Source organism: Sediminicola luteus (genome assembly GCF_040566555.1).
Taxonomy (GTDB): domain Bacteria; phylum Bacteroidota; class Bacteroidia; order Flavobacteriales; family Flavobacteriaceae; genus Sediminicola.
The window spans coordinates 128,492-142,240 of the sequence record NZ_JBEWYP010000008.1; the positions used below are offsets into that span (position 1 = coordinate 128,492).

At 38.1% G+C, this 13,749-nt stretch carries 18 protein-coding genes; 8 read left to right on the forward strand and 10 right to left on the reverse strand.

Annotated elements, in window-relative coordinates; all coding sequences use genetic code 11:
* Positions 1–7: 7 nt before the first annotated feature.
* The 3 genes from ABXZ32_RS13330 to ABXZ32_RS13340 all read left to right on the forward strand — a co-directional run bounded on the left by ABXZ32_RS13330 (position 8) and on the right by ABXZ32_RS13340 (position 3,540).
* The gene (locus ABXZ32_RS13330; RefSeq protein WP_354619181.1) at positions 8–1,201 is read left to right on the forward strand and encodes an acetate/propionate family kinase; all 1,194 of its coding nucleotides are present in this window, start codon (positions 8–10) and stop codon (positions 1,199–1,201) included.
* 232 nt (positions 1,202–1,433) lie between these two features.
* Positions 1,434–2,729: an MgtC/SapB family protein gene (locus ABXZ32_RS13335; protein ID WP_354619182.1), complete on the forward strand. Its 1,296-nt coding sequence runs from the start codon at positions 1,434–1,436 to the stop codon at positions 2,727–2,729.
* Between the two features lie 34 nt (positions 2,730–2,763).
* Positions 2,764–3,540, forward strand: coding sequence for a patatin-like phospholipase family protein (locus tag ABXZ32_RS13340; RefSeq protein WP_354619183.1), 777 nt, complete (start codon positions 2,764–2,766; stop codon positions 3,538–3,540).
* A gap of 39 nt (positions 3,541–3,579) precedes the next feature.
* Here the strand turns inward: ABXZ32_RS13340 and upp are convergent, their stop codons facing one another.
* From upp to ABXZ32_RS13365, 5 genes are all read right to left on the reverse strand, one after another.
* Complete coding sequence (gene upp, locus ABXZ32_RS13345; RefSeq protein WP_354619184.1) at positions 3,580–4,233, reverse strand: uracil phosphoribosyltransferase; 654 nt, start codon at positions 4,231–4,233, stop codon at positions 3,580–3,582.
* A gap of 77 nt (positions 4,234–4,310) precedes the next feature.
* Entirely contained in the window at positions 4,311–4,940 is a 630-nt protein-coding gene (locus ABXZ32_RS13350; RefSeq protein WP_354619185.1) for a Crp/Fnr family transcriptional regulator, read from the reverse strand.
* Between the two features lie 46 nt (positions 4,941–4,986).
* On the reverse strand, positions 4,987–5,685 hold the full coding sequence (deoD, locus tag ABXZ32_RS13355; protein ID WP_354619186.1) for a purine-nucleoside phosphorylase: 699 nt from the start codon (positions 5,683–5,685) through the stop codon (positions 4,987–4,989).
* Positions 5,686–5,695: 10 nt separating this feature from the next.
* On the reverse strand, positions 5,696–6,340 hold the full coding sequence (gene deoC, locus ABXZ32_RS13360; RefSeq protein ID WP_354619187.1) for a deoxyribose-phosphate aldolase: 645 nt from the start codon (positions 6,338–6,340) through the stop codon (positions 5,696–5,698).
* A 3-nt stretch (positions 6,341–6,343) separates the two neighbouring features.
* Positions 6,344–6,754 carry a hypothetical protein gene (locus ABXZ32_RS13365; RefSeq protein WP_354619188.1) on the reverse strand — a complete coding sequence of 137 codons (411 nt, stop codon included), beginning with the start codon at positions 6,752–6,754 and terminating at the stop codon, positions 6,344–6,346.
* A 260-nt stretch (positions 6,755–7,014) separates the two neighbouring features.
* On the opposite strand from ABXZ32_RS13365, the gene ABXZ32_RS13370 reads away from it, so the two are divergent.
* Genes ABXZ32_RS13370 through ABXZ32_RS13380 form a run of 3 tightly spaced genes read left to right on the forward strand, consistent with a single transcriptional unit; the run spans position 7,015 to position 9,579 of the window.
* Complete coding sequence (locus ABXZ32_RS13370) at positions 7,015–7,797, forward strand: MlaE family ABC transporter permease (RefSeq protein WP_354619189.1); 783 nt, start codon at positions 7,015–7,017, stop codon at positions 7,795–7,797.
* 5 nt (positions 7,798–7,802) lie between these two features.
* Positions 7,803–8,573 (forward strand): ABC transporter ATP-binding protein, encoded by a 771-nt coding sequence (locus ABXZ32_RS13375; protein ID WP_354619190.1) that lies wholly within the window; start codon positions 7,803–7,805, stop codon positions 8,571–8,573.
* A gap of 7 nt (positions 8,574–8,580) precedes the next feature.
* The gene (locus ABXZ32_RS13380; protein WP_354619191.1) at positions 8,581–9,579 is read left to right on the forward strand and encodes an MlaD family protein; all 999 of its coding nucleotides are present in this window, start codon (positions 8,581–8,583) and stop codon (positions 9,577–9,579) included.
* A 6-nt stretch (positions 9,580–9,585) separates the two neighbouring features.
* Here ABXZ32_RS13380 and ABXZ32_RS13385 read toward each other — a convergent pair whose 3' ends face one another.
* From ABXZ32_RS13385 to ABXZ32_RS13400, 4 genes are read right to left on the reverse strand one after another with little or no spacing between them, the layout of a single operon-like run.
* Positions 9,586–9,954: an arsenate reductase family protein gene (locus ABXZ32_RS13385; RefSeq protein ID WP_354619192.1), complete on the reverse strand. Its 369-nt coding sequence runs from the start codon at positions 9,952–9,954 to the stop codon at positions 9,586–9,588.
* Positions 9,955–9,964: 10 nt separating this feature from the next.
* A complete protein-coding gene (locus ABXZ32_RS13390) occupies positions 9,965–10,189 on the reverse strand; it encodes a hypothetical protein (RefSeq protein WP_354619193.1) in 225 nt (74 codons plus the stop codon).
* An 11-nt stretch (positions 10,190–10,200) separates the two neighbouring features.
* Positions 10,201–10,626 (reverse strand): hypothetical protein, encoded by a 426-nt coding sequence (locus ABXZ32_RS13395; protein ID WP_354619194.1) that lies wholly within the window; start codon positions 10,624–10,626, stop codon positions 10,201–10,203.
* A gap of 15 nt (positions 10,627–10,641) precedes the next feature.
* Positions 10,642–11,271, reverse strand: a complete 630-nt coding sequence (locus ABXZ32_RS13400) for a WG repeat-containing protein (RefSeq protein WP_354619195.1) — start codon at positions 11,269–11,271, stop codon at positions 10,642–10,644.
* Between the two features lie 274 nt (positions 11,272–11,545).
* Between ABXZ32_RS13400 and hpf the strand changes: the two genes are divergently transcribed.
* Both hpf and ABXZ32_RS13410 read left to right on the forward strand, forming a co-directional pair.
* Complete coding sequence (hpf, locus tag ABXZ32_RS13405; RefSeq protein ID WP_354619196.1) at positions 11,546–11,848, forward strand: ribosome hibernation-promoting factor, HPF/YfiA family; 303 nt, start codon at positions 11,546–11,548, stop codon at positions 11,846–11,848.
* A gap of 86 nt (positions 11,849–11,934) precedes the next feature.
* Positions 11,935–12,768: a universal stress protein gene (locus tag ABXZ32_RS13410; RefSeq protein WP_354619197.1), complete on the forward strand. Its 834-nt coding sequence runs from the start codon at positions 11,935–11,937 to the stop codon at positions 12,766–12,768.
* Positions 12,769–12,802: 34 nt separating this feature from the next.
* Here the strand turns inward: ABXZ32_RS13410 and ABXZ32_RS13415 are convergent, their stop codons facing one another.
* Positions 12,803–13,495, reverse strand: coding sequence for a LytR/AlgR family response regulator transcription factor (locus ABXZ32_RS13415; RefSeq protein WP_354619198.1), 693 nt, complete (start codon positions 13,493–13,495; stop codon positions 12,803–12,805).
* Between the last annotated feature and the right edge of the window lie 254 nt (positions 13,496–13,749).

The following is a 13,749-nucleotide window of genomic DNA, read 5'->3' on the forward strand; positions in this document are numbered from 1 at the left end:
TTAGTATATGAAAATATTGATATTGAATTCCGGAAGCTCTTCTATCAAATATCAATTGATAGATATGCCTTCAGAGGAAGTTTTATGTAAGGGGTTAGTAGAGAGGATAGGATCCGAAGAAGCTTTGTTTCAATATAAAACAGCAAAGGTAACCGTTGAGGAAACCTTACAAATAAAAACGCACAAACAAGGATTGCAACTTATAGCTGAATTGTTGGTTGATTCAAAAAAAGGCATTGTGGGTCAAGCCAACGAAATACAGGTTATTGGGCATAGGGTGGTCCACGGAGGCACCACATTTTCGGCCCCAACAATGGTGACCCCCTTTGTAAAAGATAAAATAAAAGATCTTTTTGCACTGGCACCATTGCACAATCCCCATAATTGGGAAGGATTGGATCTTGCCGAAGAAATTTTTCCACAAGCAAAACAAGTTGCCGTCTTTGACACGGCCTTTCATCAAACCTTACCATTAAAGGCCAAGAAGTATGCCATTCCCAATCATTTATTTGACGAGCATAAAATACAAGTGTATGGTTTTCATGGAATAAGTCATCAATATGTCTCCAGAACTACCATTAACCATCTGAATAAACCAAAATCCAAAATCATATGCATACACCTCGGAAATGGCTGTAGTATCACCGCTGTGGTAGATGGGGTAAGTGTGGATCATAGTTTGGGTTTTACTCCTGCAAACGGACTCATTATGGGATCCAGAAGTGGGGACATAGACCATTCCATTATATTTTATTTAGTGGAAACGCTAGGTTATGATCTAAAAGAGGTGAACCGTATGTTGCTCAAGGATAGCGGAATGAAGGGCCTTACCGGTTTCAACGATTTAAGGGACGTGCAGGCAGCCGCAGAAAAAGGTGATATTGCTTCCGATCTCGCCCTTGAAATGAACGCCTATAGGATCAAAAAATATATAGGGGCATATGCCACGGCAATGAACGGCTTGGATGCCATAGTTTTTACAGCAGGCGTTGGTGAAAATTCAAGTGAACTTAGAAAACGGGTATGTACAGGAATGGATTTCTTGGGCATTCTCATGGATGATGGGGCAAATGAAAAAAGAGAAGCAGGAATCCTTGAATTGCATACATCTGATTCCCCAGTAAAAATTTTGGTAGTGCCCACTAATGAGGAGCTCGAAATAGCCAAGCAATCCTTTAAATTGGTTTCCCTGATTACATAATAGGCCTTAATTCAGTAGTCTGTTATGCCTCTGACTTTAAGTAAATCCAACGATTTGATATGATTTTTATCATTTTAAAGACCTTCACTTTAAAATAGCTTTGGTTTTATAGGCAATGGTATGAAATTTTTTGTGCTACAGGTTTTTCAAATCGGAAAGACCTAGCCTTTTTATTGTCTTAATAATGGCAGTAAATAACATAGTATAAACTCAATTTTAACTTTTAGAACGTATGATGGATGGTTATATCGTGCAAAATGAACTTCTGAAGCTCACCGAGATGGAGTTTTTGTATAGAATGTTGGTAGCCGCAGGAATTGGTTTTGTTTTGGGATTGGAACGGGAGTTCTCCAAACATTCTGAAAAGGAAGAGATTTTTGCCGGTGTCCGAACGTTTACCATTGTTTCTCTTTTTGGTTTTATAGCTGCACTATTGAGTTTTGTGTTAAATGAATGGGTATTCGCCATAGGGTTCTTAGGTGTTGTGTTTCTGGTAGGGCTGGCCTATTGGATAGATGCCAATAAGGGGAAGACTGGGGGTACCACTGAATTTGCTACTATTTTCACCTATTTGCTGGGTGGGCTCACCCTATTGGGATTCTTAACGGAAAGCCTTGCATTTATGGTGATTGTTGTTGTCATTTTGTCCCTCAAGATTAAACTAAAAAACATTATTGGCCAGTTGACTCAAGAAGAGATATATGCCTTTGTCAGATTCGTCGTAATTGGTTTGTTGATTTTACCATTTTTACCCGATAAGGACTATGGGTTGTTCAATGTGATCAATCCCAGAGAAATAGGATGGGTTGTAGTATTGACCTCTGGTATTGGTTTTGTGGGTTATATCCTTATGAAATTTTTAGGGGCCGATAGGGGAATATTGTTTACAGGTATATTTGGTGGCATGGTATCCAGTACTGTGGTAACATGGACGTTTTCAAAGAAAAGTAAAGAAGCACCTTCCCTATCCAGTAACTATGCCATGGGTATTTTCGCAGCTGCTACGATAATGATCGTTCGGGTTGCTGTTCTTGTTTTTATTTTTAACAAAGGCTTATTGGAAGGATTGATGGTACCTTTATTGGTTTTATTGTTCACAGGACTTGGGGTTACTTTCTACTTTTACAATAAAAAAAAATCAAAAGAGCGCTTAACTGAATCTCTGCCTCTAGGTCAGCCTCTTAATATTAGGGATGCCCTTTTTTTTGGGGCTTTATATACAGGAATTTTAATTTTAGTAAGTTACGCCAGTAGTGAATATGGGGATAAGGGAATCTACATTTCAAGTGCTATAAGTGCCTTGACAGATATTGATGCGATTACTATTTCCGTATCTAAGTTGGGGGGTGAAACCCTTGCTATATTATCAGCGCAGATAGCCATTATTTTGGCTACATTATCCAATACCGTAGTAAAAATAGGCCTGGCCTTATGGAATGGTAGCCCTTTATTAAAAAAGTACATACTCCTTGGCTATGGTCTCATATTCATATCCGGCTTGGTAGGCTTCTTTATCTTGAACAGTTAATATAGTAACGACTAAATTATAAATAGTTTTAATTATGAATATAGGTCTAGTACTGTCCGGTGGCGGGGTTCGTGGAATTGCACATATAGGGGCTATCAAGGCTTTAGAAGAGATGGGAATACAACCGACCCACATAGCTGGTACAAGTGCCGGTGCCGTTGTAGGAGCGCTCTATGCCGAAGGCCACTCCTGCGAAGAAATCTTGAAATTTTTTAAAACTGTGGATCTTTTCTCTTTTAATACCTATGCTTTTAGAAAACCTGGTTTTGTAGACTCCGATAAATTGTTCGAAGTCTTTAAAAAATACATTCCGCATGATACTTTTGAAGGCCTTAAAAAAAGATTGTTTATTACTGGCACGGATATTTTGGAAGGAACAGCCAAAGTATTCCATGAGGGTCAACTAATCAAGGCAATTTTGGCTTCAGCTGCTTATCCTGGTGTTTTTACACCGGTAAATATCAGTGGCAGGTATTATGTAGATGGGGGTATTTTGAACAATTTCCCAATAGATGCAATTCAACAATATTGTGATTTGATCATTGGGGTATATGTGAACCCTTTTGAAAAATTGGAAATAGCTGATCTCAAACATTCTTATAATGTGATAGATAGGGCCCTTCATATTAAAATGAAGGAAGGACTACTATCAAAATTAGACGCTTGTGATTTGCTGATCAGTCCCAATACCCTGGTAAATTATGGAACATTTGCTTTCAAAAACGCGGATGTCATTTATGAGATGGGTTATACAGCCGCTAAGGAGGCTATACAATCAGAAAAAGGAATTCTACTCTTAAATAAGGACTAAGACTTTTCTTTTTGGTAATTATGTTATTGGAGCGTTTGGCTACAGTTTTATCCCAAATGAAAGGTCACCGGCATCACCCAATCCGGGAACAATATAGCCATAGTCATTTAGTTCATCATCAATGGTAGCGATCCATAAATGCGTATTTTCAGGAAAGATGTTTTTGGTAAAATCAACCCCTTGTTTGGAGCCAATTACCGATACAATATGTATTTCTTTTGGCTTGCCATGACCTTCCATGGCCTTGTACGTGTTTTCCAAGGTTTTGCCTGTGGCTAGCATGGGATCTATAATGACCAAGGTCTTGTCGGTTAGGGTAGGTGAGGCCAAATATTTTACAACCACCTCAAATACTTCGCCCCCGTTCAAATGTTTTCTATAGGCTGAGATAAATGCATTTTCAGCGGTATCAAAATAATTTTGTACACCTTGGTGCAAAGGGAGTCCGGCCCTTAAAACAGCACAAAGAACTAGATCATTGGTGGGCAGGGCCATCACTTTGGAACCTAAAGGGGTATTGATGGTTTTGTCGGAATAGACTAAGGTCTTGCTCATTTCGTATCCCAATATTTCCCCTATCCGCTCTATGTTCTTTCTAAACCTCATGGAATCCTTTTGTATTTCCTTATCCCTCAACTCTGCTATGAATTGATTTAGAATGGTATTGTTTTCCCCCAAGTTATGAATGGTCATGCTGTAAATTATTTAATTTAAAAGTATAATTTTTCAATCAAGTTTAAGAAAGGTAATGGTATTACATATTTTGGCTATCATTCTATCAATTTTATATAGTTCCTAAAAAGTTCTACCTGCCCCATATTTTCCAACTTTTTTAATAAACGGGAAATAACAACCCTAGAGGTATGGAGTTCATAGGCAATTTGCTGATGGGTGCTATTTATTGTGTTATCGTTGGTGACACGCGCCTTATCCTTTAGGTATTTTAAGAGCCTCTCGTCCATTTTTAGAAAAGCTATACTGTCTACCGTCTGGAACAAATCATTGAGCCTCTCATGATAGCTATGTAAGATAAATTTTCGCCAACTATGGTACTTGGCCATCCATTCTTCCATTTTATGCACAGGGACCATGATCAACTTGGTTTCTGTTTCTGAAATTGCCCTGATTTCACTTTTGGTCTGCCCCATGCAACAGGTCAAGGTCATGGCACATGTATCTCCTTGTTCCAAAAAATAGAGTAGAAGTTCATCTCCATTTTCATCCTCACGAAGTATTTTTACCACCCCGGAAACAAGGAGGGGCATGGATTTGATATAGTTGCCTATTTCCATTAGTTTGAATCCTTCCGGAATTTCCTTGTAAGTCCCCACTTGGTTGATTTCTTCCAGTAGGGCTTCCTCAAAAATATGTTGGTAGTTATCCTTAAGTTCTTTGATCATTTAAACTTCTAAATTAATTTCTTTAAAGGTGCAAAGATTTGGTTGATTATAAAACCCCTAAGGCAATTTCTATCATTTGTCGAAAAGAACTTTCCCTTTCCAAAGAAGATGTTCTTTCTCCTGTAACCAAGGAATCGGAAATGGTTAGGATGGCCAAGGCTTTTACATTGTATCTGGCGGCAACGGTATAAAGGCCTGAAGCTTCCATTTCGACACAAAGTACTCCAAATTCGGCCCATTGTTTGTAGGCATTGGGGTCATCTTCGTAGAATTCATCTGAAGAGAGTACATTTCCAGCCTTAATCGGTATATTGTTCTCTTTGGCGAAAGTGGCTGCTTTCATGAAAAGTTCAAAGTTTGCTGTAGGGGAATAATCGGCATTGATGAACCTGGAATTATTTATTCCTGAGGTTGTAGATGCTGCCATGGCCAGAACAATGTCCCTTATTTTCACATCTATCTGATAGGAACCTGCAGAGCCTACTCGGATCATATTCTTAACACCATAATCATTGATCAGTTCGTGGTAATAAATCATAGCCGAAGGAATTCCCATCCCACTGCCCTGCACCGATACCCTTTTGCCCTTATAAGTGCCGGTATATCCATACATACCCCTCACTTCATTATAGCAGAATGGATTTTCCAAAAAAGTTTCTGCAATCCATTTCGCCCTTAAAGGGTCCCCGGGGAGAAGAACTGTTTCTGCAATTTCTCCTATTTCGGCATCAATGTGTGTGCTCATACAACTTGTTTTAAACGCCTTTTGAGATATTTATACCCGAAGAGGTGCCAATTCTGGAGGCCCCTAGATCAATATATTTCAAGGCCATTTCTGTGTTCTTAATTCCTCCGGAGGCCTTAATTTTAATGCGATTGCCAACCTTCTTTTTCAATAGGGCAACATCGTCGTAGGTGGCCCCACCTGTTCCAAACCCGGTTGATGTCTTAACATAATCTGCCTTGCCCTGAATTATCAATTCACAGGCTTTCAATTTTTCTTCCTCGGTCAGATAACAGGTTTCAATGATCACCTTTAATATGGAGGAACCAATGGCCTCCTTAATTTTTGAGATCTCCTTTAATACCAATTCATATTTCTTGGATTTCAGCCATCCAATATTTAAGACCATATCAATTTCATTGGCTCCGTTGCTAATACAATCCTGGGCTTCACATATTTTGGCGGTGGTGCTCATGGCACCTAAAGGGAAACCAATAACGGCTGCAATGCTGATTGAAGCTTCCTGTAGTTCTTTTTTCACCAAGGGGACATGGCAGCCATTGACGCATACTCCAAAAAAATTAAATTGTTTGGCCTCTGCGCATAGATTAATGATATCCTGGTCCGTTGCTGTTGGTTTTAATAGGGTGTGGTCTATATAATTTTCGAGGCCCATGAATTATTGGATACTTTTTAAAAACAATTTTAGCTTGGCCAAGATAATTAATTCCGATTTGTTTTTTCCTGCAAAAGATGCTGCGATGGCTTCTGCTGTTTGCCAAATAAGGGTGATCATTTTTGGAGAGATACGTTCTTTATGCTCTTCAAAGAATTCTTTGAACTCATCAAAATAAATTTGACCGTCCCTTTCTTCATCCTGCAACCAATCAAATACTATTTCAATTTGATAGGCAGCATCTACTCCAAATTCATCTTCCACCTCATCTACATCAAGCCATTTATCATTTATTGCCTCTTTTAGTCTTTGTACTTCTACAGGTCTAATAGCATTATCAGCCATGGCAACTGCATAAAAAAGCTTTCCTAAATTTTGATACAGCTCGTTCCCTATTTTTTGCGAATTTAACATAATGGATAAAATTAAGATGTCTATAAAATTAAGGCTCCTATCTTCCTTTTTTTATGACAAATATCATTAGTGTCACTTGTAATGCGCGCATGTTGTTGTGCTCTAGATAATATTCCACCAAAGGATTTTCCTCCAGATATTATGGTAATAAGTGAGAATTTATAAGGTAAATACTGTCATTGGAGGTATGACGGTGGTCATTTTTAACAAAATTGAACCATGCTATATTTATAAATATCATAAAACAATTTTGCGGCAATATGAAATTGACCACTCAAATACAAAGCGGTATTTTAAAGTTCTTTGACCAAATCGGGGACCTTTCTTTTTTTTTGGGTCGATTTTTCAAAGAGTTTTTAAAACCCCCTTATGAATTCTCAGAATTGTTGCACCAATGTTACAATGTGGGGAATAGGTCTTTGCCTTTGGTTAGTATTACCGGATTCATCATTGGGCTGGTACTAACTTTACAGACCAGGCCTACCCTTGAGGAGTTCGGGGCCGTTTCCTGGATGCCCAATATGGTCGGTATTTCTATAGTTAGGGAAATTGGACCAGTGATCGTAGCTCTAATTTGTGCAGGTCGTGTTGCATCTGGGATGGGGGCGGAACTAGGGTCAATGAGGGTTACGGAACAAATAGATGCCATGGAGGTATCGGGCACAAATCCATTTAAATTTTTGGTGGTGACAAGGATCTTGGCCACCATGCTGATGCTCCCCCTTTTGGTCATCCTGGGAGATGCATTTGCCCTGTACGGATCCTTTCTAGTAGAAAACATTAAGGGGGAAGTTTCCTTTGCCCTATACTTTAACAAGGTATTTGAATCCTTGGGGTTCAGTGATCTTATACCTGCAGTGACCAAATCCTTTTTCTTCGGTTTGGCCATAGGTTTGGTAGGTTGTTACAAGGGGTATAATTGCAAGAAAGGAACGGTAGGCGTGGGAGTGGCGGCAAACACAGCGGTGGTCATGGCGTCTATGTTGATATTTATCATCGACTTCGTTGCCGTTTTCATTTCGGATATATTTTATGAACTCTAATGCCTATGGAGGATACTACTAATAGTTCAGATTTAAGGGATTTTAAAGAGAAGGTAATTGACATAAGGGACCTGAGGAAAAGTTTTGGGGACAATCATGTACTCAACGGATTTAATATGCGCCTCTTCAAGGGTGAAAACCTGGTTATTATGGGAAAATCTGGTTCTGGAAAATCGGTCTTGATCAAATGTTTGGTAGGGTTAGAGACGGCAGATAGCGGATCCATAAATATTATGGGGCACGAAGTGACAGAACTGAATAGGTTGTTGTTGGACAAGTTAAGGGCCGAAATAGGGTTTTTGTTTCAGGGGAGTGCCCTATACGATTCGATGACCGTTCGTGAGAATTTGGAATTCCCCCTGAGGCGACATAAAAAGAGGTTCGAGAAATCAATGGACACAAATGCCATTGTTATGGAAGCACTTGAGAATGTGGGATTGGCACATACATTAGAAATGATGCCCAGCGAACTTTCAGGTGGGATGAAACGAAGAATAGCCCTTGCAAGAACTTTGATCATTCGCCCCAAGATCATTTTGTATGATGAACCCACAAGTGGTTTGGACCCCATTACCTCAAAAGAAATTATTGAATTGATGCTTCGGATCCAAAAGAAATACGAAACCTCCTCCCTGATCATAACCCATGATGTGGATTGTGCTAGGGTGATTTCAGATCGAATGATCCTCTTAGTAGACGGCATAAATTATGCGGAAGGAAAATATAACGAACTATCGAAGGCACAAGATCCAAAAATAAAGGCCTTCTTTAAATAACTAAATCATGGTAAAATCAGCAGCACGGAATAATATTCGATTGGGCTTGTTTGTAATTGTTGGGACCATTCTATTGGTAGTGGCGTCCTATTTAATTGGGAACAATAAAAGTATGTTTAGTAAGACATTTTCCATTAGTGCAAAATTTAATAATGTAAACGGCTTGATTTTAGGAAATAATGTTCGGTTTTCGGGGATAGTTGTGGGAACGGTAAAGGATATTGAAATGGAAAGTGATACCCTAATTAGGGTCCGCATGGCCATTGAGGAGAAAATGCAGCAATATATCAAGAAGGATGCCATTGCCACCATAGGCTCAGACGGACTTGTGGGAAGTATGATCATCAATATTATTCCGGGCAAGAATAATGCGCCTTTGGTACAGGATAACGATGAAATATCTTCTTATAGTAGGATAGCAACTGAGGATATGTTGAGTACGTTGAATGTGACCAATGAAAATGCCGCTATGTTGACAGCAGATTTATTGAAAGTGTCACAATCCTTGACCAAAGGTAAAGGTACCATGGGACGCTTACTGAACGATACCGTAATGGCTTCAAATCTGGAAAAGATTATAATTAATCTAAAGTTGACCAGCGAGCAGGCCAATGTAGCCTTTGCCAAGCTTAATAAAATGGTGAATACGATCGACTTGGAGCGAAGTACTGCCGGAATATTACTCAGTGATACCATCTCCGGAAACCAGATGAGGCAGGTCATAGCCAATTTGCAATCAACTAGTTTAAAGATGGAGGAGATTACCAAAGAGGTTCAGGTCTTGGTCAAAAATGTAAAAGAAGGGGAGGGGGCCCTGGACTATCTGACCAAAGATACTTTATTGGTCCAAAAACTCGATGCTACACTGAACAACATAGAATCGGGTACAGAAAAGTTCGATAAAAACATGGAAGCCCTAAAGCACAACTTTTTGTTTAGAGGCTATTTTAAGAAATTGGAGAAGAAACAGCTCAAGGAAGAAAAAAGAGGTGGTGCTGAAAATTAAATAAGCTTAAATTTTAATAATATCAGTAGGGGTTTCCACCAAGATGGTCAATTTTCCACGGATTGCAATTGGTTGTTTCATGATATCGGGATTATGCCGAATCATTTTTATCCAATCGTCCTCAGAAAAATCATGATGTTCTTTAAAACGTGCCTTGTATATGGGATGGTCCTGGTTGACCATATCCTTAATCTCTAATTTTAAGCGGTCCGCAATCTCTGCGATCTGCGTTCCAGTTAGGGGTGTTTTTAAAATATCTATTTCATGAATTGGCAGCCCTTCTGCTTTAGCATAGGCCAATGTCTGTTTCGCCCTTGTAGATTTGGAACTGTAGTACAGGGTAATCTGTCGTTCTGAAGTGGCTATTTCTCCCATGATTATAGTATTAGGTGATCTTGATTCGTGTTTTATGTGTTTCCAAATGGTGCTTAAGCAGTTGTTTTAAACTTTCAAAATAGGCCAAGAGGGAGGCCTGATCTATTGTGGGTTGACTCACGCTAGGGATGGTCAATGGGTTTTCGTCTAAAAATCTGTACAATTCTGGGTAATTGGTTTCAATATTTGAAGTCAATTGGGTTATTTTAGTTAATAGGGACATAGAATTGGTCATAATCTTTGATTTTAAGGTTGCTGAGGTTCCATAATGGAATAAAATGCTTCGCTATCCATGATATACTCGGTTATGGTAAAGACTTCCTTTCTATTCTTTCTGAACCTTTTTACAAAATCTGTTATTTCTTGCTCCAAATGTTGGTGTTCCAGGGCAAACACCCTTGTGTCTTGTCGCTTGGGAGTTTCTATTAGATAACCTATTTGAATGATATGCTTTCCTACCTTCTCCAAAAGATCGTTGCAAGATTGCCCTAAGTTTAATAAATCGGCTTTAATCTCCTTTACCATGATCAAGTTCTCTGCCTTAGTGATCCAAATAAAGTATTTGTCTATAAGATGATGCAGAAAACGTAAGTCATCCTTATAAAAAAGCAGATCGGATTTCCAATGTTCAGATAAAACGTAAAGTTCTTCCCAATTTGTTCTGGTAGTCATGACCTTGTTTATTTTTTACATTGTTATTTTTCTTATTTCCAAGCTATTGTCCTCATTTCGAACGGCTATCAAGTTATCATTCAGCAATTTGGTCCTCAACCAAGGTGTTTTATATCTTTTGGAGGTCATTTGGATATTGGTGGGTTTGGCTAAATATTCTATAATTTTTCCAGAAGTATCCATTAAGACTTCATGGAATTTATAATCATAGATTTTTAGTTTGAATTCGTTTTCGCCCTTTAACACTTTTTCAAAAATGATTCCTGTTACGTGGCCACTATCATATTGTGCCACATTCAAGAATTGATAGTCAATCACCAGTTTCCCCGATGTATCTATAAAGCCGTAATAAGGAATTCCTTCTTCTACTTTTTTAACAAGACACCTTCCTTGATTGAACCTTGGGTATTTTACACCCATTATTCCAAATGTGGAGGGGTCTGCAGTACCGTCCCAAACCAGATCATTTCTAAAGTCAATGATAAGATCTCCTTTGGTATTGATAAATCCCCATTGTTCCCCTTTTTTAATGGCCGCCAGTCCCTCACTAAAAGGGGCTATGACTTCTATGCCTTTCATTACTTGGGCCATAGTAAAAAGCGGGATCAGGAATAGTATTACGAATAGAGATATTTTACTTTTCATGGCGTATTTATTTTAATTATACTACCAAAGTATTATATGTAAGGTTCTTATGAAATGATAATTGTCAGGTGCTTACCCTAGGTGGCGACTTACGTTTTTGAATCATATGACAATAATCATAGTAACCGAATCCCACAAAAATTAATTTTATAATAAGGTTGATTCTTGAGGTGCTATTGTATTGGTTTTTGTAAAATTAATAAGTCCTCTCATTAAAAAATCAATCTTAAGTATAGAATTTAACTAAACAGAGGTACCAAAAAATAATTCAATTATGACCATAAATGTGCAGTATGTAAAAATGCCGACCAGCGAGGCAACCACAGAATTTGTAACCAAAAAATTGGACAAGTTGGGAGATCGATATAATTGGGTAATCTCTGCCAAGGTCCATTTTAAATTGGAAAACGACCCATCGGAAAAAGGTAAAATTTGCGAAATTGAGTTGAGTGCCCCCGGTCCAAGATTATTTGCAAAATCGAATGAGGAGCATTTTGAAAAGGCGGCTGTTGCCACCATAAACGATTTAGAGCGACAACTGAAGAAGACTAATGAAAAGCGAAATAAAAAATTTTAAGAGTTAAAAATAAAACGTAATCCATGGAGGTTAGAACTAAAAAATAAGGTTTTTAATTCTAAGTCCTCACAATTATAAACAAGACCATGAAAAGAATATTGGTACCTGTCGATTTTTCCGTTTTTTCCGAATATGCCTTAGAGGTGGCCGCAAGACTAGCTAAGAGGCAAAAAGCGGAATTAGTGGTTTTTCATATGTTAGGAATTTCAGAATCCGTTTTTGTGGCCAATGAGGCTGCAGAAAAGGCAGAGGCCAAGTATTATTTGTCGATGGCCAAGGAACGGTTCGCCACATTTCTGGATAAGGAATATTTAAAGGGAGTTAAAATCACAGAAATTATACAAAATTATAAGGTCTTTAGTGAAATTAATGAGCTGTCCAAAGAAATTGAAATTGATCTGATTGTTATGGGATCACATGGTACCAAGGGCTTAAGTGATTTTTTTGTGGGATCCAATACTGAAAAAGTGGTACGAACCTCCACAGTCCCCGTTCTTGTCATTAAACAAAGAAGGCCCCAATTTAAGATTGAAAATGTTGTTTTTGCATGTGATTTCAAAATAGAAAATTTGTATGCCTTTATCAATGCGGTGAAGTTATTTACAGAATATGAGGCAAAAATAAACTTGGTTTATGTCAATAGACCAAATGAATACTTTATCACCAAGACGGAGCTGGATAAGAGGATATCCTACTTTATGTCGAAGGTGAGAGACCAAAATCTAGAAAACATAGAGGTCGCTTACGTCACGGATTATTCCATTGAACATGGCATTCTGGAGTATTGTAAAAAAATCCAGGCAGATCTTGTGGCTATCCCAACCCACGGCAGAAAGGGCTGGGCGCACTTTTTTGTTGGCAGCTTGGGAGAAAAAATGGCAAATCATGCCCACCTGCCGGTAATGACTTTTAAGATTTAATTTTTTTTAGGAGTAATTCTAGACCATATTCCGTTTAAAAATTCTTTAACACCTTCTCCAAACGTGGTCTTTTATGTCTGCTTATGGGTAATTCCCTGCCGTGAACTTCCACCATCTTACTATTGAAACGTTCAATTTTTTCTAAGTTGACGATATATGATTTGTGTATGCGAAGAAATTTACCATCGGGCAATTTATTTTCAAAAGCCTTCATTGTTGATAGTACAATGATATTGCCATGTTTGGTAATCAATTTTATATAATCTCCCAAGGCCTCTATCCACTCGATATCATCGATGAATACTTTTCTCTTTTTGAGATTGCTTTTTACAAAGAAGAATTCCTTGTCCTCTTCATCTCCGTGAATTAGTTTATAATTGGTTATAGCCCTTTCAACGGAAGTATTAAAACGATTACTGCTGATGGGTTTTTGTAAGTAGTCAGTTACGCCATACTCAAAGGCTTTAAAAGCGTACTCTATTTTCCCTGTGATAAGAATGATCTGGGGCTTTTTCTTTAAGGATTCCAAAAGATCAAACCCATTGATGATAGGCATTTCGATATCTAAGAAAATCAGATCGATTTCTAGTTCTTTAATCCCTTTGTTGGCTTCCATTGCATTGGCATATTCAGCTAAAAGGGTAAGGTGAGGGTGGTTTTTTATAAGCTTTGCCACTGCCAAACGTTGCATAGTGGAATCGTCGATGATGATACATTTTAATTGCATAGCATTGGATTTTAAAAGTATTTCCAATACTTACCCAAAATTGCAACAGTAGGTCTTAATTGGGGTACTTTATAAGAGAATATTGCTGTCGTTCACAAAAGACCTATGTAAGGGGAATTTTAATTTGTTGTTCATAGTTTAGGTAAATTTTGGTCGGATACCTTGCGTTGTTAATTAATTTTCAACTAAAATATACGAAATAAATGGCAGGTATAATGATACAGATCAGTTTAATACGAATAGTGGTATAAAAA